The organism is Granulicella tundricola MP5ACTX9 (assembly GCF_000178975.2).
Classification (GTDB): Bacteria; Acidobacteriota; Terriglobia; order Terriglobales; family Acidobacteriaceae; genus Edaphobacter; species Edaphobacter tundricola.
The window spans coordinates 1,775,075-1,796,555 of sequence record NC_015064.1; the positions used below are offsets into that span (position 1 = coordinate 1,775,075).

Consider the following 21,481-nt stretch of genomic DNA (forward strand, 5'->3'; position numbering starts at 1 on the left):
AGCGATGAACAACGCACATCCGTCAGCAAAGCAAGACAACCTCGGAACGCCGCGCACCAAGGCGGAGCTTTTGTTCCTGATGGGATCGATGCAGGATCTGGTCTGCCATCTCCTCATGAGAAATCAACAGCTCCGCATGGCACTCCAGAAGCGGGAGTTTGAGATTTGTACGATCGATGACTCCGCCGCGTAAAGGATGCGCGGACTAAATCTGCAGGCTGAGGTTCGCGGTCAGGGCTTCAAGCTCTTCATACCGAGCCACGGTATTGCGGGCGTACTCGCTGTGACGGCTGTCTGCCAACAACCCCGGCTCCAGCAGTTGTCTGACGTCCTCGATGCGGATGGCTTTCTTCTCCACAACAGCCTCGGCCATGGCGGTCATGTTGTTCGCAAGATGATGCCTTAAGGCTCGGAGCCCGGGATCGGTGAACAGGCTGTGGTCTGAACCCTCATGCAACACCGCAAGCTGATTCCAGAAGAGAGCAACGGCAGTTACTGCGGCTGCCATAATCGTGTCGCCGGACTGGATATGTTGTTCCAGCTCAGCTCCAAACTCATAGGCCACGGAGCCGTTTGCGCTGCGCAATCCGGTCAGCGTCTTGCCTACCTGATCGCGGAGTACATCTCCGTGGCGCAGCGCGTCAGCGCGATGCTGGGTGGAGTTCAGCGTCTCCAACAGGTCCACCCCAAGCCGCAATACGGAAGCCAGGTTACGCCGCATGACGGTCACGGTCCGGACCGGCCAGAGCAGGTCGAAGACGAAGGCCATCAGGGCCAGCGCGATGAGGATTCCCATGAACCGGTCGCGTGCGGGTGCCAGCTCGGTGGGCGCGCTGAAGCCGGTGAAGGCCACGCTGAAGAAGGCGAACGCGATCTGCAGCCCGATGTAGTTGAACTTGGGTCCAGCCGCGACCCACGCGGCGATGAAGGAGACACACGCGGTCAGCACCACCAGGGACGTGATCGAATCCATATGCGGGAAGAGCAGGGAGGTTGAGCCAATCCCAAGAATCAGTCCACCGATGATTGCGCCAAAGACGCGAAAGATCAGCTTCTGCTTGATCGCGCCAGTGCTGCTGAGTCCGGTGACCAGCACGGTCGTCACACAGGTGGAGATGCCGGGCCAGTGGAGCGCATGGTAGAGGATGTAGCAGAAGGTGGCGCACATGCTGATCTTCAGCGCGAAGGCGACTGAGTCCGGACTCCGCACTGCACCCGGAATGAAGAACGGCACCTTGTGCGACGGCAGCGAAACAAGCTCGCGGTTGTTGACCTCAGGTCCGCTCATTGGCATGGTCATGATGGTGTGGATCATGTTCTCCACACGGCCCAGCAGGCTTCCGGTTTCAAACTCACGCCTCGCCAGATCTTTTTGGGGAAGCCGGAAGAAGCTTGGAGCAATCTCATGGCAATCCTCCGCCAGACGGGCGCACCGTTCACGCAGTTCGGGGTCGTCCACCGCGTAACTTTGCAATCCGAAGGCCGCCGAGATGTCCATCAACTGCGCCAGCATTGTGATCCGGGGCCTCGCCGCGATGGGCAGTGCGCCGGTGTCCAGATTGCGCTCCACAATGTCGTTGTAGAGCTGAATCATGCCGCTCTGGCCGGCGCTGGCCAGCCGCGAGACCTGAGTGGCAGCTTCAAAGCGCTTCGCCAACGGTGCCCCATCCGCGAACGCCTGGAACATCTCCGCAAGCGCGTGATAGCGAATGCGCCGCTGCTCCTGGAGCTGATCCGCCGGATTGCGGACAGCAAAGATATACTCCACCGCCACCGCGCATCCCAGCGAGATCGTGAATGTCCCGATGAGGTAAAGCGACGTCTTCACCAGGCGATCCGCCGGCGCATGCAACTCCCACAGCGAGATGACCGTGCAGAAGATCAGGCCGCCGCTGGGGCCGAGCGCAGGATAGTTCGTCGCCACCAGGATCATCGCGGAGATGAAGGTGACGATCACCACGCTCAGCAGCCGGGCCATCGGATCGTTGTCGAAGACGATGACGACCGAGAGCTCCAGAAAGATGATGAAGCAGATCTGTAGCAGGGAGATAAAGCTGGTGCGGAAGGAGATGGCGGGGCTGTCTCGGCCCACCAGAAACATGAAGTAGAGACCCAGCGAGATGAACGGCATCTGCAGTGTCTCCAGCAGCAGCAGCGCGATCACCGAGGCCAGCACGATGCGCAGTGTGCTGTGGAGCCGGCCTGGTACGGGTTGAAGGTCCTGCAGCAGCGCCTGGGCCCAGGTGGGCCTCGGCAGGAGCAGGCCTGCGGCAGGCGTCCGCGGCAGGGCGCTCACCGGCATCAGCGCACGACCGTTACAGCCGTGGCACCGATGCGGAACAGCTCAGGGTCCGGATCGTTCACCCGAATCCGCACCGGAAAGCGCGAAGAAAGGTGAACCCAGTTCAACGTGCGATCGATGTTGGGCAGCCCCCCGGCAACCGCGCCATCCTCAGGAAAAACACCGTATCCGATGCTCTCCACGATGCCATTGAAGCGCCGGTCCGGATGGCCCATCACGAACACATCCACATGATCGTTGAGGTGGATGTTCTTCAGCTTCGACTCGCGATAGTTGGCGATCACGTACCAGGTGCGCGTATCGATCAGCGTGAACATCGCCTGCCCGGGCCGTGCATACGCGCCCTGCGAGATGTTCATGTTGGTGACATATGCGTTGAACGGCGCGACCACCTTGGTGCGCTCCAGATCGAGCCGCGCACTATCGACCTTCGCAGCCTTGGATGGCCGCTGCGACACCAGCGTATCGACGGTATCGATCGCATGAATCGCCTGCCCCAGCCGGGCCTCGGACTCGTTCGCCTGCGCGGACGCCTCCACCTTGCGATGGCTCGCCTGCTGCTGCTGCGCCTGCGCTACATTCAATGCGGCGACGGCTTCATCGTAGCTGCCCTGCGCCACGCGAACCGTGGTGTTGGCCTGGTCGATCTGCTCCACCGTGACGTACTGCTTCTTGAGCAGCGGCTCAATGCGATGGAGATTGTTGGTGGCCAGCTTGAGCTGCGCATCCGCTGCCTCGACGCTAGCCTTCGCGCGTGAGACCGTCGCGGAGGCAACATCCACCGTGCTGCCCGCGGTCTGGATACCGGTCTGCGAACTGACGAGCGTCGCACGTGCAGCCTGCGCGGCGCTGGCCTGTGCGGCAATGTGCCGGCGCGCATCGATGATCTGCTGCTCCAGGTCGTCCTGGTCGGAGAGTGCCTGCTTGAGCGCGTACTCGTAAGGCCGCGGGTCGATGAGAAACAGCGGATCGCCCTGCTTGATGTACTCGTTGTCCCGGATCGGCAGATCGACCAGCCGGCCGCTTACCTCGGGCGCAATCTCAATGTAGTTGGCGCGAACGCTCGCGTCATCCGTGCGCGGATGAAGATCGGTCTGAGCGACCACGAGCCCCAGCGTCACCAGCGCGGCCACAGCCATACCGATGCCGAGGATGCGTCCCGCAAGCGCATGCGGCCTTTCTGCTGGTACAGGCGGTGTGGCTGGCGGAAGAGTTCCAGTCTGGTCTGTCTGAGGCATGGCTCACTCCTACCGAAAGAAAATCAGCCACATAAGGCTGGTGAAGAAGATAACGCTGCAGGGATAGAAGAGGGCCAGCGGGCCCACCTCGCTCTCCATCTTGAGGCGCACCAGGAAAACCCGGACCACGAACGACAGCGCAATCGCGATCGCAAGGCAAAGCATCCAGACCGGAAAGAAGCTGCCGATGATGTCGATGTTGGGTGCATGACCGCAGCCCGTCAGCAGCAGGCAGAGTCCGGTAAAGGCAGCTTGGCTGTGCCGTATGGGTTTCATTTTGCGGCACCGTCCTTTGGTTCAAGTTTGGTTGCGGGCGGTAGGCTGCGCAGCAGGTTCCCGGTTACGAACTCCAGGTCCACGGCCTCTAGAAAGAGTTGAGAGCGGGCTGAAACACCGGACAGCCGAGCCTGTGCAAGCTGGCGCTCTGCGGTCACCACGTCGATGAGGTTCTTGACCCCATACTTGTAAGCCTCCAGTGACGCGCCATACGACTCGTTCGCCGCCTCCATCAGCGCGACCGCAGCCTGCTGCTTCTTGAGCGCGGTGCGGAAGGCGATGTACGCGGTCCAGACCTCACGCGTCGCACGGTCGTGCCGTTCCGTGTACTCGTCCTGGGCCTGCCGCTTCTGTGACTGCGCCGACTCCAGCAGGTTACGCCGCGCGCCACCGTCGAAGACTCTCCACTCCACGCCAAGGATCGCCGACCAGGTGGGCTCGCTCGCCCGGCCCAGCGCGCCATAGTCCGCCGTGGGCCAGATAGAGGTCTGGGCGCCGCTTGCGGTCAGGGTGATGCGCGGCTTGTACGCGCCTTTGGCGACCTTGATCCGATCCTCCGCCGCCCGTATCTCCGCCGCCTGCGCGGCAAGATCCGGCCGCCCAGCCACCGCACGTTCGATCAGTTCCTCAATGGATACCGTCAGTGTTTCGGGCAGCGGTGCCTTGCTCATCGCGTCGATGTTGATGTTTGGCGTAGGCTCTGCACCCACCTGCTCGACCAACTCAACGCGAGCGATCTTCTCGTCGCCATCCGCGGACTCCATATCGAAGACATCCTGCGAGGTCTCCGCCTTCGCATTCAGCACGTCAGGAATGGTACTGCGCCCATTGGCGAGCTGCGCCTCGGCGGCATCCTGCGTCGTCTGCCCGGTCTTCAACGTCTCGCGCGTGGCCTGCAGCCGTTCCTGCGCGGTGAGGAGCCGGTAGTACGCCGTCGCCACCCGGAACGCCACCTCCTGGTTGGCCTGCACGAAGTTCGCGCCACCCACAATCTTGTCCGCCAGCGCCGCATCCACGCGGGCCGAACGGGTGCCGAAGTCGAAGAGCAGATACTGCAGGTTCAGCCCCGGCTGGATGATCGGGATCTCAACCATGTTGAAGCCCTGTGGCTCCAGCGACTTTGGAAACGGACTGATCGTGCGCTGGTCGCCGCCGATGGCCTGGAAGACAAGCAGGGGAAAGTATGCGCTCTTCTCAACGCCCAGCGCGTTGGCCCGCTGCTTGGCCTGCTCCCACGCAATGCGGGTGCGCGGGTTGTTGTGCTCCGCCAGGTCGATCAGCTCGGTCAGTGAGTACGTATGGTTCGGGTCCAGCGGCGCGACCGTGGCCACCGGAGTGTTCCGCGCGGTACAGTCGGCGGCAGCAGCCGGTGAAGGAGCCGTACCGGCGCAAGGGGCCTGCGCTGAGAGTGCCGGAGTCGAGAGGGTCAGAAGCAGAAAGGGAAGTGCGAGTCCAGCCGCCGCCCCGCGCGCCGCTACCGCGCACGCTCCTCGAAGGAGTGAGGAGTCATGAGGATCGTGTTGAGCCATCGAGCCGAGCATCAAAACAGGATCACCAATGAACTACAAGATGCAGCGAGGAGGAGTCCGTCTCCGCACAACGGTGACGCTCCTGCAAAAACATGAGAGAGCCAAACATCTGTTTCCGATACACGTTAGCCTAACGCGCCCGGCACCGGACGACAACACTCTTTCGGGCTACTGCTCTCGACCTAACTATAGTTCCAGCAAGACTTACGCCACGCAAAACTAAAGAGGCCGATCTGATTCAGACCGGCCTCTTGATCGCTCCATGCGCAATCTGTCTTAGACAGCTTTGCGCTGAAACGTTGTTTTCTTGGTGTTGGCAAACGAATCCTTTGCCTTGAACGAAGCCACGGAGGCACCGGGAACGGCCTTCGAGCCACTCTTGACGTTCGCTGCCTTCTCACGCGCCGCCTGCAGCTTCTGCGCCTGCCGGCCAAGCCCGCCTACCTTGATGGCACCTGCTTTGGGAATGAAATCACTCATAAGGAAATCCTCTCATGCTTTCCCTGATTTTAATCCGTTGAAATGCGAGCTGGAGCGGCCCTCAATTGCTCCCGTTCCGTGCCTGCACCCGTTTTCGACATATGATCGAGAGGGAGCCCCCCAATCGCGTGTCCGACAGCCAGCCATTCTTAAAACGTATCTTCAGAGCCTTCCGATATCGCGATTTCCGCATCATGTGGCTGGGTGCCTGCGTCTCCACCATCGGCACCTTCGTCCAGCAGTTTGCCCAGAGCTGGCTGGTCTATGACCTCACCAAGGACCCCTTTTACCTGGGCCTGGATCTCTTTCTCGGCCAGCTCCCCATCATGCTCTTCTCGCTCTTCGGCGGTGTCTTTGCAGACCGCCTCGATCGAAAGAAGATGCTGCTCTCCTCGCAGTACATTCAGATGGTCTGCGCATTTGTGCTGGCCACGCTCTTCGCCACCCACACGGTGCATGTCTGGCATATCCTTACGCTTTCCTTCCTGGTGGGCGTCGGCCAGTCCTTCGGAGGCCCGGCTTATTCAGCCCTGCTCCCCACCCTGGTCGCGCAAGAGGATCTGGCCAACGCCATCTCTATGAACTCCATCCAGTTCAACCTGGCGCGCATCATCGGACCAACCCTCGGCGGACTCGCCTACACCGTCTTCGGCGCGACCTGGTGCTTCGCCTTGAATGGGGTCTCCTATGTCGCCGTCATCCTCTCGCTTCTGCTCATCAAGGTCCATTTCACCGCGCCCAAGACCCAGATCTCCGTCATGAAGAGCATGAAGGAAGGCATCACCTTCATCCGGGAGCGCGAAGGCTTGACCCCTCTGGTCGTGCTCGCGTTCTGCACGACGCTCTTCGGCTTTTCGCTGACCGGCTTTCTCCCCGTCATTGTGCGGACGGTCTTTCACCGCGGCCCCGGAACCTATGAGCTGCTGTTGATCTTCTCCGGCGCCGGCTCCATCTGCGGAGCCCTGATGGTCGCGGCGATGGAGAAATTTAAAGGCCAGGGACGTCTGGCCGTGCTTGCCCTGATCGTTCTCGGCAGCGCAACCTCCGCCTTCTCGATCTCCCGTTCGTTCCCACTCTCCTGTGCGCTCATCTTCCTCGCCGGTATGGCCGTCATGGCCTCAGCGTCGCTGATGCTGTCGCTCGTCCAGGTCATCGTGGTCGATTCCATGCGTGGCAGGGTTATGAGCGTCTATAACCTAGCCTTCCGCGCCGGAATCCCGCTCGGCGCACTGGTCCTCGGTAAGCTCATCCCCTTCATCGGCGTTACTACGGCCGTCGCCAGCTTCGGCCTGGCGCTCATCATCGTCGCAGGCTATTTCCTGCTGGTCATGAGGAAGACCCCCACCTTCCGCAGACAGCCGCACACCGGTCTCTCGACGCAATAAGACACGCGGCACCAAACGAAAAGGCCAGCCGATTAGGGCTGGCCTTTCGCTTTGTTTCTGAAGTGAGGATTGGTGCGGAGGAGGGGACTTGAACCCCTATGCCTTGCGGCGCTAGCACCTCAAGCTAGTGCGTCTGCCAATTTCGCCACCTCCGCATGAGGCTCGAACCAGGCTTCCAACAGAGTCGGAAAAAGTTCGAGTGTGACGTGCAATCCGAAGATAAGTATAGCATCCGCGGAAGGCCTGTGGGCACACCGGATTTGCACAACTTACGCGGCAGGGAATCACCCGGCCATTCGCCTAGAAGTGCTCCAGTATCTCCTCGAAAGTCCCCAGTTCCAGCAGGCTCTGGTGAGCGCCGGGCCGGTTCACCACCTCATGCTCCAGCACCCACGTAAAGTCATGCGGAATGAAGATTGCATTCAGCCCTGCGGCCAGTGCCGGATTCACATCGGACTTGGGACTGTTGCCGATCATCCACGTCGTCTCCGCCTCGCAGCCATGCCGCTCCGCCAGTGCGCGGTAGGCCGATTCATGCTTCTCCGCCAGCACCTCTGTACCGGAAAAGTAGCTCTCCAGGCCGGAGCGCTTCAGCTTATCGATCTGCTCATCGTGATCGCCCTTGGTCACCAGCAGCAGCCGATGCCGCCCCTGCAGATTCGCAAGCGTCGCCTGCACGCCCGGCAGCAGCTCGATCTCCTGCTCGTTGATCGAGTTCGCAAACGAGACGATCCGCTCGTGCTGTTCCGGCGTCACCCGCGCTGCCGTCAACTGTTCGAAACAAGTCACCAGCGACTTGCGAAAGCTCTTCAACCCATAGCCATGCGCCGCGATCGTCGCCCGCTCGGTCCGATTCAGATGCTCACGAACCTCGTCCATCGTATGCACGCGATGATCCAGGTAGGAGATGAACGAAGCGATCGCCCGTTCGAAGTAAATATTGTTCTCCCACAACGTATCGTCCGCGTCGAAGAGCAGGGTCTGCCCGCTGCGGAGTATGGTCTTCACTTGCCTGGCCTCTTTTCCGATTCCTTCAAGGCTGAAGTATAGCAATCGGCCCCTCCCTCAATCTCATTCCGGAGACGCAGGCCGAGTAACCGTTACCCCACTGGATGCTCCCCCCATCGACTCCCTCGAAGCTGCGATTGACAGAGTATGATCGCCGCATAGGTTGTGTCGTCGATGCGCGAGCTGAATCGTAAACATCAAGTCACCTGCGCAAGGAAAGGGCTGCGGAAAGCATGATTCCGGAGATTGGCCGGAGATTCGGGCCTTATGAGATCCAGGCGCGGCTTGGCGGCGGAGGCATGGGCCACGTCTATCGCGCCTGGGACGCACGCCTCCAGCGAGAGGTCGCACTCAAGCTGCTCCATTCAGAGTTCGCCATGCCCGGCATGCACGATCGCTTCCTCCGCGAAGCCCGCGCAGCCTCCGCTCTCAACCACCCCAACATCTGCACCATCTTCGATATCGGCGAGCAGGATGGCGACCCCTATCTTGTCATGGAACTGCTCCACGGCGAGACCCTCAAAGACCGCATCCGGCGCAGTACCATCCAGGTTGATGAGCTTGTTCTCATCGCCCGCGAGGTCGCAGAGGCGCTCGCCGCCGCGCATGCCAAAGGCATCGTCCACCGCGATATCAAACCGGCCAATATCTTCCTCGTCGATATGGGGGGAGATAAGCCAACCCGCAAAATTCAGGCCAAGGTCCTCGACTTCGGCCTCGCCAAGATTGATGGACCTCGCGGCGTCCGGGATCGCATGTCCGATATCACCGCCACTGGCGCCACCGTCGGCACCCTGGCCTATATGTCGCCTGAGCAGGCCAGGGGAGAGACACTCGACCTTCGTTCCGATCTCTTCTCCCTCGGCGTCGTGCTCTACGAGATGGCGACCCGCCAGATCCCGTTCCAAGGCGTCACCAGTGCCCTCGTCTTCGTACAGCTACTCAATCATCCGCCGGAGCCGGTTCGAGACTGGAACGACGCCATCCCCCGTGACCTCGAGCGCATCATCCTCAAGCTCATGGCCAAAGAGCGCACCGCCCGCTTCCAGACAGCAGGTGAGCTGGAAGAAGCACTCGCCCGCCTGACGGACAAGCCCGCTACCAACTGGCTCCGCAAGGCCGTCGCCACCGTCCCGCTCGTCCGTGCCACCGATCCCATCGCTCGGCCCAAGCGTCCCATGCGCCGCCGTAGTTCGGACTCACAATTTGAAATCGCACGCGATCCCTCGGGCTCAAGTCCTTCTCGCTCCTCATCCCCCTCCTCCACGGACGCCCAGACCCTTCGTCCCATCTCGCTCAGGCCTCCGGAGAGACCGCGCGAAGGTGTCTCCTCCTCAGGCTCGACTCCTATCCCAGAAAGCCTCAGCTCCCTCGCCTCCGTCACCCGGGAGCGCTACCATCCCGACAATGACGAGCTCTTCGGCCCCGCAAATCTCACCCCCGATCCCATCGCCGCCCCACCCTCCACAGAGTCTTCGCCGGCGATCCCGGACGCGTCCGAGTCATCCCGTCTTTCCTCGGCCTCGCGTCCTCCCACCCCGTCCGCAGATCGATACCCTGAAGAAGAGGAAGAGGTAGACGAGGTCGCACTGCACCTCAACGGAGACAGCTATCGCAACACTCTTGAGGCACGCCGCCATACCCGCCGTCTTCGCCGCATGCGCCTTACCGCCGCAGCCATCGTCGCGCTGACGACGGTCGGGGGACTGTTCTTCCACTTCAACCGCGGCCGCTTCGGTTCAACCCTCCTCACAGACCGCGACCTCATCGTCGTCACCGATATCACCAACAAGACTGGCAACAAGACACTCGATGGCACCCTGGCTCAGGCGCTCCAGATCGATCTCGTGCAATCGCCCTTCCTCCGGATTGCGAGCACCGATACCTATCGCGCCGCCCTCCATCAGCTCGGGATCGAATCCGTCAACGGCCTCAATCCGGTGCAGGCCCGCTCCGTCGCGGAAAAGATTGGCGCCAAGGCTTACCTGAAGGGCACGATCGAAGGCGACGGTGCACCCTATACGATCCGCCTTAGCCTCCTCAGCTCCACCAACAACGATCAGCTCGCCAGTGTGGAGGACCGCGCCGCGAATCTCGGAGAGATCGCTGCCACCGTTGACCGTCTCTCGGATGATATCCGCGCCAACGCCGGAGAAGAGGCTGACTCCATCGCCCAATCCCACGTCCCGTTGGCACGTGAGGGTACCGCCGATATGGCCGCGCTCCATGCCTACACCCTGGGCGAAGACGCCGCCATCGCCGGTCGTCCCGCTGAGGCGCTCGGCTTCTACCAGCAGGCGGTCGCGCTTCAGCCCGGCTTCGTGCAGGCGCAGCTCCGCCTCGTCGTTCTGTACCGCAAACAGCGCGCAGAGGTAGCGGCAGCGGATGCCGCGCGCCTTGCCCAGGCCTCCTCCGCCAACTCCAGCGAGCGCACCCGCGCCTTCGCCCAGTACGAGAATGAAGTCGCCACCACTGGCGATCTCGTCCAGGCCACGAACGTCATCCGGCATTTCCTCAGCGAGCGTCCCCACGATCCCGAAGCACTCGCCGACCTTGCCCGCGTCCTGCGCCTCCAGGGCCGACTCGCGGAAGCCCTTCAAACCGCCCAGCGCGGCTATGCCGAGAACCCCTACAACCTCGACGCCTACATCCAGGCGGAGACCGCGCTGCTCGGTCTGGATCGCTATGACGCCGCGCTTCAGCTCGAAGAACAAGTGCATCACTTTGGCCTCTCGCGCGTAGGAGGTTCCATCAGCGCAGGCTATCTGGAAGGCCGGCCCGATATTGTCCAGAAGGCCATCGCGGACTTCACCTCCAAGAAACCCGGCCAACGCTCCGACTGGACCTTCGGCCTCTACATGGACAACTCCGGTCGCATGGAGGAAGGTCTCGCCCTCTGGCGCACCAGCGCTGCTGCTGCCCAGCAAATCAAGGGACTGGAGTCCGGGGCCGCGTACCTCCTTGCCCAGGGTGCCCTGGATCGTGCACTCATCAATGACTGCGCCAACGTCGCCATTCTTACCCATGAAGCGGCAGAGAAGCCCCAGGGGATGGTAGCCCTCTTCAACAGCGGCATGGCCGCCGCACTCTGCCGTCTTCCGGAGGCCGCCGTCCACGCCCGCGATGAACTCCATCGCCGTTATCCGCAGAGCACAGACGTCAATGGCTACATGCTCGCGGACCTCAACGCCGCATTGCATCTTGAGGCCGGTGATCCCGCCACGGCACTGTCCGATCTCACTGGCGCACGCCAGTACGACCTCATCTCCCTCACCCCTTACCTCCGCGGCCGCGCCCACATAGCACTCAAGCTGACCCAAGTCGGCATCGTCGACTACCAGACTGTCCTCTCGCACCGCGGCATCACGTTCACCATCGGCAGCAACGTCTACCCGGTCGCCGAGGTTGGCGTAGCCCGCGCTTTCGCCGAGACCGGGGACAAGAACAACAGCGCCGACGCCTACCGCCGCTTCCTCGTCCTCTGGAAGGACGCCGACGCCAACCAACCCCTCCTCAAAGAAGCCCGCGCAGCCAGCAAGTAAAGTCTTCCTGGTTTGTCGTCCCGCAGCGGAGCGGAGGAACCTGCCGTCTCGCACATGACCACAAATACCAAGGGCTCCTGTTCTCAACCAACGAGATCAGGAGCCCTCAGCCTTTCAGCCGTTATAACCAACCTACCGCAGCGTACCGCCCAGGAAGCTGTTGCCGCTGCTTCTGCTCGCACGCGGATCACGCACTACGAACACCACATCGTCCCCAGTCTTCAACCGTGATACGACAGCGCGATAGCTCGCGTCATCCACCACAGGCTGCTTGTTGATCTCGACGATCAACGTGCCCTTGGCCAGTCCGATCTCATCCGCAAACGACCCCGGCGTCACATTGCTTACCGTCACGCCGCCCTGGATGCCCAGCTTCTGTGCAACCGGCGCCGGCAGTGCCGTCACGGTGATGCCCAGCTTCGTCTGCCCGGCATCGGACTCCTCCGGTGCGCTCTCATCTTCAGTGCCCGCGCCTGCAAGCGCCGCATAGACCTTAGCCCGGTCGCCGATCGTCACAGAAGCCGTATGCTTCTCAGGCTTGCTGTCCCGCAGGTAGCCGATCTGAACATTGGTTCCGACCTTGCGAGCCGAAATATCCGCCACCAGGTCATCGCCGTCCTTGATCTGACGTCCGTCGATCGACACAAGAATGTCGCCCGGCTTGAGCCCGGCCTTTTCTGCGCCGCCGCCCTTCGTCACAGAACCCACGATCACGCCGCCGCTCGTAAATCCATAAACCCGGTTCACTGCAGACGACTGCGCAGCCTGGAACTGAATGCCGATCGAGCCGCGAATGACCTTATGCTCCGGGCTGATCAGGTCGTTGTATACCTTCGCCACGATGTTTGAAGGCATCGCAAATCCAACGCCCTCAGAGCCTGCCGACTGCGTATAGATCGCCGTATTCATCCCGATGACCTTGCCGCCCATATCCACCAGCGGACCACCCGAGTTGCCCGGGTTGATCGCCGCATCCGTCTGGATAAACCGCTGGAACTGCTTGGAAAGTCCCTGCGCATCGCGCTCGTCGATCGAGCGGTTCTTCGCCGAAACGATACCCGCCGAAACAGTCTGCGAAAGCCCAAACGGGCTTCCAATCGCCAGGACCCAGTCGCCCACCTGCGCGCCATCCGAGTTGCCCAGCCCAACCGTAGGCAGCGGCTCCTTCGCATCGATCTTGATCACCGCAATATCCGTCTCAGTATCTACGCCGATCACTCGCGCCGCATATCCAGGGTCCGCGCTGTCGGAGTCGCCCGCCAGCTTCACAAATATCTTGTCGGCCTTGTCGACGACGTGATTGTTCGTGATGATGTACCCACGAGGATCGACGATATAGCCCGAACCCAGCGCACGACGTTCGCCGCCGCCCGCATCGTCGTCATCCCCACCGCCGCCGCCCGGATTCTGGCCGCCGAAGAACTTGTTGAAGAAGTCCTGCATATCGCCCTGGTTGCCACCCTGGCCATCCTGATCGCCATGCGGGTTCGGCATCGGACGCTGCAGGCCCCGCCCCGGCTTCTTCAAAGCCTGCTTCGGCAGCGATTCCGTATTGATGTTCACCACCGCCGGCCCAACCTGCTTCACAATCTGCGAGAAGCCGTTCGAGAGCGTAACCGGGTTCGGAATCACAATCGGACGCGCATCCGAGCTATCCACCTTCTGCTGCTCTTTGCCGCTCACATCCCGAGTCATGACAGACCCGGCCATCACGCCGACCGTCAGCGTCGTCAACAGCGTAAACGTCGTGGTCAGGCGATGAGCGCGAACCTTGGTGAAGAAATCCTGCTTCGGTGTTCCTTGATTCATCGGCGATTCCATTCTGCGTGTGACCTCGTTTCGAACAAAGCGTTTGCGCGGACCAACAGCCAGCCCTGCGACTTAGTTTATTAGTTTATCTGGGCGACCGCCTTCACGGCATAACTCCACCCGCGCCATCGCAGACGCAACATCAGGTTAGACGCCATTCCCGGAAGAAAGGTGTAGCCATCGGTCAGCCCGGGATCTCCGTCGAGTGAATCGTGCCCGGCAAAAGTTCGATCAGAGCAATCGAAATCAAGATCAAACCCGCCCCAGCCATTGACCGCCCGCTCAACCGCTCACCCAGCACCACCATCGACGTCAGCCAGGCAAACACAGGCTCCAGCGTCAGGATCACCGCAGTCTGCGTCGCTGGCAGATGCTGCTGCGCGTAGCTCTGGATGGTGAACGCTGCCGCCGTCGCCAGCACACTCGTCACCCCCAGCGCTACCACCAGCCGTCCCGTCAGGTGAAAAAAATGCACCGGCTCCAGTGGCAGCGTCACCAGCATCACCCCCGCCGCATCCGCAATCTGCAGCGTCCCCAGCAACCCCGCGCCCATCCCCTTGGACACCCTGGCCAGGATCAGCAGGTGCCCCGCAAACGCCAGAGCACACACCAGCGTCAGCAGATCGCCAAGCCCAATCGTTCCAAAGATATCCTTCGCAGCGGTCCCCGCCGGAGTCGTCACCAGCAGCAGCCCGCCAAACGCCAGACAAGCCCCAACCCCCGCCGTCCATCCCGGAGCCCGCATCCCCGCAGGCCGAAACCTCGGCACGAGCGTCAGTAGAGGCACAAACACCACCACCAGCCCGGTGATAAACGCAGACTTTGCCGCGGTAGTCCGCACCAGCCCAAACGTCTGAAACTGGTACCCCAGCGCCAGAAACAGTCCCGCCAAAGCCCCAGCCCGCACCTGCGCCCTGGTGACCCCATGCAACTCCCGCCAGTTAACACCCGCCAGCACCACCGCAGCCAGCGACATACGGATCAGGTTGAACAGCAGCGGGGAAGCATCCCCTAGCGCCGCCTTCACCACCACAAACGACCCACCCCAAACCAGCACTGTCCCCAGCAGCAGAACCCTGGCCAGAGTCGCCGGCTTCAGAACCCTCATTCGGCGTCAAGAGCAGCCTTGCGCCCGCTCGGCATCACCTGGTTGCCAGCCTGAAATACCATCCGTCCCCCGACCACGGTCCGCAGCACCTTCGTCCGCAGAATCTCATCCGGCGTAGCTTTCGTCAGGTCATGGTCCAGCACCACAAAGTCAGCCAGGTATCCCGCCTCCAGCCGCCCCTTCCGCGTCTCCCGGAACTCCGCATAGGCCGACCCCTGCGTATACGCATAGATCGCCTCCTGAATCGTCAGCCTCTGCTCCGTGTGGAACGTCATCGTGCGCCCCTCGTTCGCCCGAGTCACAGCCGAATAAAGCCCCCGAAACGGGCTGATCGATTCCACCGGATAGTCCGTCCCAAACGCCAGCGGCACATGATGATCCAGCATCGAGCGCCACGCATACGCATCCTTGCTCCGCTCCGGTCCCAGCCTGTCCCCGGCCCACTTCATATCCGTCAGCAGGTGAGAAGGCTGCATCGAAGCCACCACCCCCAGCGTATGGAACCGCTCAAAGTCCTCCGGCAGCACCACCTGCGCATGTTCCACCCGGAACCGCATATCCTTGCCCGTGTACTCCGCTGGCGCACCCTCGGACACATCCGAATCCGGATGAGCCATCTGTGCCTTCGCATCCGCCGGCACGCCAACCTGCTCGGCCGCCTCAAACGCATTCAGCGCGACGTCGTTTGCCTCATCGCCGATCGCATGGAACCCAAGCTGGAACCCCGCCGCCGCCCGTTCCGCGGCCATATTGTTCACCTTATCCTGCTCATACCGAGACAGTCCGGAGTTGTTCGGATCATCCGCATACCCTTCGCGCAGCGCCGCCGTCCGAGACCCTAAAGATCCATCCATGAACGCCTTCAACTGTCCCAGGTGCAGCAGAGGATCGTTCGCATCGTGCGTCGCCCGCCGCCGCTTCAGCGTCGACAGCGGCAGATTGAAGTCCATCCACTCCGACACCCGCAGGTTCAGCTTGCCCGTATGCTCCATCGACTCCAGCACCAGCCAGTCGTCCCAGTCGGAGAAGTCCTGCACCGACGTCACCCCATGCGCCAGCGCGTCGGCAATCGCCACCTCCAGCGCCTTTCGCCGCACATCCGGGTCTGGCGGCGGCACCTTCGCCATAATCATCGCAATCGCCGGAGACTCGCGCACGATCCCGGTCGGCACCCCGTCCTTATCCCGATCAATCTTGCTCCCCTGCGGAGCGGTCGTGGCGCTTGAAATCCCCGCCGCCAGCAGCGCAGCCGAGTTCGCCACCACGATATGGCCGTCCGTCCGGTAGAACACGGCCGGATGCCCGCCCGTCACCGTATCCAGATCCTGCCGGGAGGGTAGCGTCTTGTTCGCCCAGAGGGTATGGTCCCAACCCGCGCCCTGGATCCACTGGCCGGGCTTGGCGGAAGCCGTATAGGCCTTGATCCGCTCCAGCATATCGGCCAGAGAAGGCGTTGCATCGAGGTCCACGGACAGCCTCTGCTGCCCGCCCGAAGCCATGTGCGTATGTGCGTCGTTGAACCCCGGCATCACGAACGCGCCGTCCAGGTCGACGACCTGTGTATGCGGCCCCTTCAGCCGCAGCAACTCCTCGTCCCCGCCCACCGCGACGACACTCGCATTCGTCACCGCCAGGGCCGTCGCTCGTGCTGGGACACCGGAAGGGTCATTTCCACGCAGATGTGCGCCGGTGAGGATGTTTGCGTGGACATAGATGGTATTGGGCGAGGTGTCCGCCTGAGCCTGCGCCATCGAAACACAAGCCGCAGCCAGCACGAAAGAGAAGGGGAGTAGAGCTGATCTCATCACCCATGCAGTGTAAACCGCCTGCGGGCTGGGGCGCTGCTTTTTGGGTATACCCCACCCCCGGTCAAAGTACCCAAAGTCTTCATTCGATTGAAGTTAGGTCTGGACTTGATGCGGGAGGTCCCTGTTTATAAGGGGTGATGCCTGTAAAGTATTTCATTCACAGGATTTAGGCGGATCGCTCGAGGGTGTTTTGTTTCTTTTGGGAGTAGTTAAATTGTACCGGATTGGACGGGGTAAAAACCCCAACTATTTTTTGTGGCTAAGTGGTTTGGATTGTTGAGGTTACGGAGGTTTTTGGACGAGCGGGGGCTTGACATGCGAATTTGCTGGTGTTTTTGACGATGTTTTGGGGCCTTTGGGTGAAGATTTTTGATTAGTGATTCCCGGAATGGGAACAGAGGTCTAATGATGGGGTGGCTGGGCGGGCTTCTTGGGTGGAGTGTAGAAGACGCCGACTACGAACATTGCCACGCCTGCGTTGTTCAGTTCCCGGGGTGACAGGACGGTTGTATTAGGTAGTCCGGGAATTACAGGGTTGAAGACTTGCAGGCCGGGGACGATCTGGATCTCGATGAGGCCTGCGAAGCCGGTGGTGGGGTAGTGGGCTGGGGTGCCATTGGGCGGGGTCGGGGCGGTGTAGAAGGTGAAGCTGCCGCGGGGGAAGTACTCGGCCCCCTTGGGGTCCCTGAGGTTTCCGTCCTTGTCGATCTCGTACATTGAGCTGAGGATTGGTGCGTACACTCCCATGGTGCCTCCTGTTTAGATCATGGTCGGTAGGGTAACAGAGGGGGATGGGGGAGGGAAGGCGGTTCGCGCGTGGGGCGATCGGTTTGAATGGGGTGGGGTGGGGAGAGCCTAACCGTGTATGTCATAGCGGGCGTGAAGCTCGGCGAAGACTTCACGGGCTGGGCGGGTGCGACCGGTGGCGATGTCGTCCAAGCCTTCCTGGAGGTGGTCGTCTTCCTCGTTTTTGCTCAGTACGATCTGCTCGACGTACTTGACTGTAGAGAGGCCGAGGTTCTGGGCTTTTGCGGTTAGCTGGGCTTCGAGTCCGGGCTGGAGGTCGAGTTGGATCATGGTGTGCGTAGGGTAGCAGAGGGGGTGCGGGTAGGGAAGGGTGGTTCGGGGGGCGTGGGCGGTTTGAGCGGGTTGGGGTCGGGAGAGTTATGTGTCGGGCTTTCAGCCCTCTGGGGTTGGGGTGGGAGTTACCTAGGCCTTCGGCCCAGGCTGTTATGTTGTCGGGCCTTTGGCCCTTTTTGTTTTGGTGGGTGGGATTGGGGTGGGGTTTTGGGTGGGGTGGGTTGGGATTTGCGGGTGAGACTCGATCATCGCGGGGAGGCTGCGATGAATGGGCACGGATTTGTGGTTAGTCGCAGCCTAGGTCGTGGATGAAGGTGGCTTGTTCGTGGACTTCTGAGTCTTTGACTTGGAGTTGGTCGATGATGAGGGCTTTGAGGGTGAGCCAGACGTCCGGGGTGGTGAAGTCGAAGGGGGTGACGGTTCGGAGGCGGGAGCGGTTGTGGGCGGTGGGGATGGCTTCGGTTTCGGTGGCGGGTTGGTAGGGGAGGGAGAGTTTTTCGAGGACGAGGCGGTAGAGATCGCCTACGGTGCGGACCTGGGCGCAGTCGCTGTCGGGGAGGTCGATGGCGAAGGTCTCTTCGGTGCGGAGGATGATTTCTACGGTGTCGAGGCCCATGGGATTAGGTTACGATCTCGGGCTGGGTTTGAGTGGGGGAAGTTATGTATCGGGCTTTCAGCCCTCTGGGGTTGGGGTGGGGCTTACCTGGGCCTTCGGCCTAGGCTAAATATGTTGTCGGGCCTTTGGCCCTTTTTGTTTAGGCGGGTGGGATTGGGATTGGGATTCGGAGGGGGGGTGGGTTGGGATTTGTGGCTGGAACCCACTCATCGCGGTGAGGCTGCGATGAATGGGGCACGGATAATTTCTGGTTTGGGTTTGAGAGGACAAGCGTTAGGATGGCGGGATGACGCGGGGTTTGGTGCGGTATCAGGAGAACCGGGACTTTCACTTTGTGACGTTCAGTTGTTATGAACGGAAGCCTTTGCTGCGTGAGAATGACGCGTATGCGCTGTTCGAGCGGTCTCTGGAGACGATGCGGTTGCGGTATGAGTTTGTGGTGGCCGGGTATGTCGTCATGCCGGAGCATGTGCATTTACTCATGAACGAACCGAAGGAGGTGAAGCTGGCGACGGCTTTGCAGGCGCTCAAGCTTTCTGTTTCGGTGCAGATGGGGCGGGTGCGCTTCTGGCATAAGCGGTACTACGACTTCAATGTTTATACGAGTGATAAGAGGGTGGAGAAGCTTCGATATATCCATCGGAACCCGGTGGTTCGGGGATTGGTGACGGAACCGGGGGATTGGGAGTGGTCCAGTTGGCGGCACTACCTTACGGGTGAGCGAGGGACGGTGGAGATTCAGTCTGAATGGACTTCGGGTAGGAAGGAACGGAAGGTAGTGGAAACCCACGTCTCAGAAGCGAGACGTGGGGCACCCAAAGGGTAGCTTGGTTGGATTTGATTGTGGTTCGCTCATCTATTTTCTGGACCTGACTACAGCTACAGTCTGAGCGATAAGGAATGCCGCAAATGCCATGAATGCTACAAAGGCGATAGGACTCCCATCGATTGTCTGGAATTTTTTTACAACGTGAGAGAAAGCATAGGTTACTGAACTCAGCGCACCTAACACGGCCGCGATGGCTGCTACAAAAATTTGCCCTAGGAGGCTGCCACGCCTTTTCCCGCTAATGGAAGTTTTTATTTGCGATATGCCGACAATACGGGCAGAGTGGGAGATGGACGCGACTGCCCCGTGACCAAAATTTCTACCGATAAGCCATCGCCTTTGTTCAATAGCAATGGCTGGAGAGTCACATCTGTTTTACCCGTTTCGATCAGAGCACCCAAATCGGCAGGCTTTGTGCTTAATACCCTGGCAGCTACAATCTCGGCTCCGTTCCCAAAATTAAAGCGAAGTGGCATGTCGAATTCATCTCTTTTTATTGGCTCATTACCGGTGTTTTGGATGTCGACGATCACTAGCCTGATATCTTCAGCTGGGCTGCCATCTACTGTAATTTGAATCCGGTTTTCGAGATTTAGGTTTAGTTTGAATAATCTGTCATTTCTCAAGATCTCGTATGAGAGGGTCTTCTTCTTTTTATTTAGCCAAAAGAGTCCGATCGAAACAAGTATGGCGATAATGGCGAGAAGTGTGCGAACAGAATTTGATTCCAGATAATCATTGAGATGAGTCAATGCCAGCCTGCTTTACTTGCGGGAGAGTGAAGCGCAATTATCGCATTGAATGCTTATCTTCCGAAGCGTTGTTTTTGTTGTTGCATTTGGCTCATGAGGCGTTGCTGGGCTTTCATGCCACCGCCCATTCCTCCGCCCATGGTTTTGAACATCTTCGACATCTGGGCGTATTGGCGTAGGAGGTTGTTGACCTCCGCGACCGTGACGCCGGAGCCGGCGGCGATGCGCTTGCGACGGCTGCCGTTGATGAGGTCGGCGTTCTGGCGCTCCTTGTTGGTCATGGAGTTGATGATGGATTCGACGCGGGTGAACTGGGATTCGTCGACGTTTTCCGCGGCCTGAGCCATGCCGGCGAAGGGGCCGACGGAGGGGAGCATCTTGAGGATGGACTTCATGGAGCCCATTTTTTTGATCTGGCGGAGCTGCTCGCGGAAGTCTTCCAGGGTGAAGCCCTGGCCGCCGAGGGCCTTCTTGGCGAAGGCTTCGGCCTTGCCCTTGTCGAGGGTGGATTCGGCGCGCTCGAGGAGGGTGGCGATGTCGCCGTGACCCATGATGCGGGAGACGATGCGGTCGGGGTGGAAGGGCTCGAAGGCGTCCGGCTTTTCACCGGTGCCGAGGAACTTGATGGGCGCGCCGGTGACCTGGCGGATGGAGAGGGCGGCACCGCCGCGTGCGTCGCCGTCCATCTTTGTGAGGATGGCGCCGGTGATGGTGAGGAGATCGTTGAAGGCCTTGGCGGAGTTGACGGCGTCCTGGCCGGTCATGGCGTCGGCTACGAAGAGGATTTCGCTGGGGTTCAGGAGCTTCTTTAACTCTGCCATTTCGTCCATGAGGACGGCGTCGATGCCGAGACGGCCTGCGGTGTCGACGATGAGGATGTCGCAGCCGAAGTTGGCGGCTTCCTTTTTTGCTTCCTTGGCGAGGCGGAGGACTTCTGGGGTGCCGTTCTGGACAGACTCGTCGAGCTTGCCTTCGTAGAGGTTTACTCCGGTGGATTTGGCGACTACGGCTAGCTGGGCGCGGGCGGCGGGGCGGTAGACGTCGACGGAGACGAGCATGGGGCGGTGGCCGCCCTTTTTGAGCCATTGGGCTAGTTTGGCGGAGGTCGTGGTTTTGCCAGAGCCCTGGAGGCCGGCCATGAGGACGACCGATGGAGGCTGGCTGGCGGTGCGGAACTTGGCTATGTCTTTGCCGAGGAGGGTGACGAGCTCGTCGTGGACGATTTTGACGATCTGCTCGGAGGGGCTGAGGGCGGTGGTGACCTGGGTGCCCATGGCCTTGACGCGGATGTGCTCGACGAGATCTTTGACGACTTCTAAGTTCACGTCACTTTCAAGGAGGGCTAGGCGGATCTCGCGCATGGCGTCGGAGATGTTCTCTTCTGTGATGGTGCCCTGGCCGCGGAGAGTCTTGAAGGAACGCTGGAGTTTTTCTGAGAGGTTTTCAAACATGGCTTAGACAGTATAGCGGCTCTGGGAACAGGGCCTAGGGAACAGGGCCTAGGGCCTAGAGCCTAGGGAACAGGGCCTAGCGAGCGGGTTGTGGCTTCGGGACGGCAGGGGAAGAACTGGCAACGTCAACGGCCAATACGGAGGTTCTGAGCTTCGCTCAGAATGACGGTTCGGGTTGATGGGAAGTGGCGGGGGTGGTGCGTGCTTAGGTTGGTGCGGGGTTTGGGTTGGGTGTGGGGGCGGGGGTGGGTGGGTCTGATAATGAGGG

At 60.8% G+C, this 21,481-nt stretch carries 18 protein-coding genes and 1 tRNA gene; 4 read left to right on the forward strand and 15 right to left on the reverse strand.

The annotated features are described in order from the left end of the window. The first annotated feature begins 4 nt into the window (after window positions 1-4). Complete coding sequence (locus tag ACIX9_RS07625; RefSeq protein WP_013579900.1) at window positions 5-193, forward strand: hypothetical protein; 189 nt, start codon at window positions 5-7, stop codon at window positions 191-193. Between the two features lie 12 nt (window positions 194-205). On the opposite strand, the gene ACIX9_RS07630 is transcribed toward ACIX9_RS07625, so the two are convergent. From ACIX9_RS07630 to ACIX9_RS07650, 5 genes are all read right to left on the reverse strand, one after another. Further along, window positions 206-2,302, reverse strand: a complete 2,097-nt coding sequence (locus ACIX9_RS07630) for an FUSC family protein (protein WP_013579901.1) — start codon at window positions 2,300-2,302, stop codon at window positions 206-208. Next, window positions 2,302-3,540, reverse strand: a complete 1,239-nt coding sequence (locus ACIX9_RS07635) for an efflux RND transporter periplasmic adaptor subunit (RefSeq protein WP_013579902.1) — start codon at window positions 3,538-3,540, stop codon at window positions 2,302-2,304. The genes ACIX9_RS07630 and ACIX9_RS07635 overlap by 1 nt, the downstream gene beginning before the upstream one ends. A gap of 9 nt (window positions 3,541-3,549) precedes the next feature. Continuing rightward, window positions 3,550-3,816, reverse strand: a complete 267-nt coding sequence (locus tag ACIX9_RS07640; protein ID WP_013579903.1) for a YtcA family lipoprotein — start codon at window positions 3,814-3,816, stop codon at window positions 3,550-3,552. Beyond that, a complete protein-coding gene (locus ACIX9_RS07645; RefSeq protein ID WP_013579904.1) occupies window positions 3,813-5,357 on the reverse strand; it encodes a TolC family protein in 1,545 nt (514 codons plus the stop codon). The genes ACIX9_RS07640 and ACIX9_RS07645 overlap by 4 nt, the downstream gene beginning before the upstream one ends. A 264-nt stretch (window positions 5,358-5,621) precedes the next feature. Next, the gene (locus tag ACIX9_RS07650) at window positions 5,622-5,825 is read right to left on the reverse strand and encodes a hypothetical protein (protein ID WP_013579906.1); all 204 of its coding nucleotides are present in this window, start codon (window positions 5,823-5,825) and stop codon (window positions 5,622-5,624) included. A gap of 101 nt (window positions 5,826-5,926) precedes the next feature. On the opposite strand from ACIX9_RS07650, the gene ACIX9_RS07655 reads away from it, so the two are divergent. Then, the gene (locus ACIX9_RS07655; RefSeq protein ID WP_013579907.1) at window positions 5,927-7,210 is read left to right on the forward strand and encodes an MFS transporter; all 1,284 of its coding nucleotides are present in this window, start codon (window positions 5,927-5,929) and stop codon (window positions 7,208-7,210) included. A gap of 70 nt (window positions 7,211-7,280) precedes the next feature. On the opposite strand, the gene ACIX9_RS07660 is transcribed toward ACIX9_RS07655, so the two are convergent. Continuing rightward, a tRNA-Leu gene (locus ACIX9_RS07660) sits at window positions 7,281-7,365 on the reverse strand. Window positions 7,366-7,510: 145 nt separating this feature from the next. Then, window positions 7,511-8,218: an HAD family hydrolase gene (locus ACIX9_RS07665; protein ID WP_013579908.1), complete on the reverse strand. Its 708-nt coding sequence runs from the start codon at window positions 8,216-8,218 to the stop codon at window positions 7,511-7,513. A gap of 233 nt (window positions 8,219-8,451) precedes the next feature. Between ACIX9_RS07665 and ACIX9_RS23655 the strand changes: the two genes are divergently transcribed. Next, on the forward strand, window positions 8,452-11,760 hold the full coding sequence (locus ACIX9_RS23655) for a protein kinase domain-containing protein (RefSeq protein ID WP_013579909.1): 3,309 nt from the start codon (window positions 8,452-8,454) through the stop codon (window positions 11,758-11,760). A gap of 132 nt (window positions 11,761-11,892) precedes the next feature. On the opposite strand, the gene ACIX9_RS07675 is transcribed toward ACIX9_RS23655, so the two are convergent. The 6 genes from ACIX9_RS07675 to ACIX9_RS07700 form a co-directional block, all read right to left on the reverse strand. Then, window positions 11,893-13,581 carry a trypsin-like peptidase domain-containing protein gene (locus tag ACIX9_RS07675; protein ID WP_013579910.1) on the reverse strand — a complete coding sequence of 563 codons (1,689 nt, stop codon included), beginning with the start codon at window positions 13,579-13,581 and terminating at the stop codon, window positions 11,893-11,895. Window positions 13,582-13,753: 172 nt separating this feature from the next. After that, window positions 13,754-14,677: a DMT family transporter gene (locus tag ACIX9_RS07680; protein WP_013579911.1), complete on the reverse strand. Its 924-nt coding sequence runs from the start codon at window positions 14,675-14,677 to the stop codon at window positions 13,754-13,756. Next, window positions 14,674-16,482, reverse strand: coding sequence for an amidohydrolase (locus ACIX9_RS07685; RefSeq protein ID WP_157477384.1), 1,809 nt, complete (start codon window positions 16,480-16,482; stop codon window positions 14,674-14,676). Before ACIX9_RS07685 ends, ACIX9_RS07680 begins: the two co-directional genes overlap by 4 nt. A 405-nt stretch (window positions 16,483-16,887) precedes the next feature. Further along, complete coding sequence (locus ACIX9_RS07690; RefSeq protein ID WP_013579913.1) at window positions 16,888-17,232, reverse strand: hypothetical protein; 345 nt, start codon at window positions 17,230-17,232, stop codon at window positions 16,888-16,890. A 108-nt stretch (window positions 17,233-17,340) separates the two neighbouring features. Then, window positions 17,341-17,562: a hypothetical protein gene (locus ACIX9_RS07695; RefSeq protein ID WP_013579914.1), complete on the reverse strand. Its 222-nt coding sequence runs from the start codon at window positions 17,560-17,562 to the stop codon at window positions 17,341-17,343. Between the two features lie 289 nt (window positions 17,563-17,851). Beyond that, the gene (locus ACIX9_RS07700; protein ID WP_013579915.1) at window positions 17,852-18,181 is read right to left on the reverse strand and encodes an acyl carrier protein; all 330 of its coding nucleotides are present in this window, start codon (window positions 18,179-18,181) and stop codon (window positions 17,852-17,854) included. Between the two features lie 286 nt (window positions 18,182-18,467). On the opposite strand from ACIX9_RS07700, the gene ACIX9_RS07705 reads away from it, so the two are divergent. Continuing rightward, window positions 18,468-19,007 (forward strand): REP-associated tyrosine transposase, encoded by a 540-nt coding sequence (locus tag ACIX9_RS07705; RefSeq protein WP_013579916.1) that lies wholly within the window; start codon window positions 18,468-18,470, stop codon window positions 19,005-19,007. Window positions 19,008-19,261: 254 nt separating this feature from the next. Here the strand turns inward: ACIX9_RS07705 and ACIX9_RS07710 are convergent, their stop codons facing one another. Beyond that, entirely contained in the window at window positions 19,262-19,762 is a 501-nt protein-coding gene (locus tag ACIX9_RS07710; protein ID WP_013579917.1) for a hypothetical protein, read from the reverse strand. Window positions 19,763-19,815: 53 nt separating this feature from the next. Continuing rightward, window positions 19,816-21,213 carry a signal recognition particle protein gene (gene ffh / locus ACIX9_RS07715; RefSeq protein ID WP_013579918.1) on the reverse strand — a complete coding sequence of 466 codons (1,398 nt, stop codon included), beginning with the start codon at window positions 21,211-21,213 and terminating at the stop codon, window positions 19,816-19,818. Window positions 21,214-21,481: the final 268 nt, after the last annotated feature.

Coding starts and splice junctions, on each gene's coding strand:
- ACIX9_RS07640 (WP_013579903.1), bottom strand. CDS start 3,816: ATGAAACCCATACGGCACAGCCAAGCTGCCTTTACCGGACTCTGCCTG.
- ACIX9_RS07695 (WP_013579914.1), bottom strand. CDS start 17,562: ATGATCCAACTCGACCTCCAGCCCGGACTCGAAGCCCAGCTAACCGCA.
- ACIX9_RS07675 (WP_013579910.1), bottom strand. CDS start 13,581: ATGGAATCGCCGATGAATCAAGGAACACCGAAGCAGGATTTCTTCACC.
- ACIX9_RS07680 (WP_013579911.1), bottom strand. CDS start 14,677: ATGAGGGTTCTGAAGCCGGCGACTCTGGCCAGGGTTCTGCTGCTGGGG.
- ACIX9_RS07700 (WP_013579915.1), bottom strand. CDS start 18,181: ATGGGCCTCGACACCGTAGAAATCATCCTCCGCACCGAAGAGACCTTC.
- ACIX9_RS07685 (WP_157477384.1), bottom strand. CDS start 16,482: ATGAGATCAGCTCTACTCCCCTTCTCTTTCGTGCTGGCTGCGGCTTGT.
- ACIX9_RS07705 (WP_013579916.1), top strand. CDS start 18,468: ATGACGCGGGGTTTGGTGCGGTATCAGGAGAACCGGGACTTTCACTTT.
- ACIX9_RS07630 (WP_013579901.1), bottom strand. CDS start 2,302: ATGCCGGTGAGCGCCCTGCCGCGGACGCCTGCCGCAGGCCTGCTCCTG.
- ACIX9_RS07625 (WP_013579900.1), top strand. CDS start 5: ATGAACAACGCACATCCGTCAGCAAAGCAAGACAACCTCGGAACGCCG.
- ffh (WP_013579918.1), bottom strand. CDS start 21,213: ATGTTTGAAAACCTCTCAGAAAAACTCCAGCGTTCCTTCAAGACTCTC.
- ACIX9_RS07635 (WP_013579902.1), bottom strand. CDS start 3,540: ATGCCTCAGACAGACCAGACTGGAACTCTTCCGCCAGCCACACCGCCT.
- ACIX9_RS07645 (WP_013579904.1), bottom strand. CDS start 5,357: ATGCTCGGCTCGATGGCTCAACACGATCCTCATGACTCCTCACTCCTT.
- ACIX9_RS07655 (WP_013579907.1), top strand. CDS start 5,927: ATGATCGAGAGGGAGCCCCCCAATCGCGTGTCCGACAGCCAGCCATTC.
- ACIX9_RS07690 (WP_013579913.1), bottom strand. CDS start 17,232: ATGGGAGTGTACGCACCAATCCTCAGCTCAATGTACGAGATCGACAAG.
- ACIX9_RS07650 (WP_013579906.1), bottom strand. CDS start 5,825: ATGAGTGATTTCATTCCCAAAGCAGGTGCCATCAAGGTAGGCGGGCTT.
- ACIX9_RS23655 (WP_013579909.1), top strand. CDS start 8,452: ATGATTCCGGAGATTGGCCGGAGATTCGGGCCTTATGAGATCCAGGCG.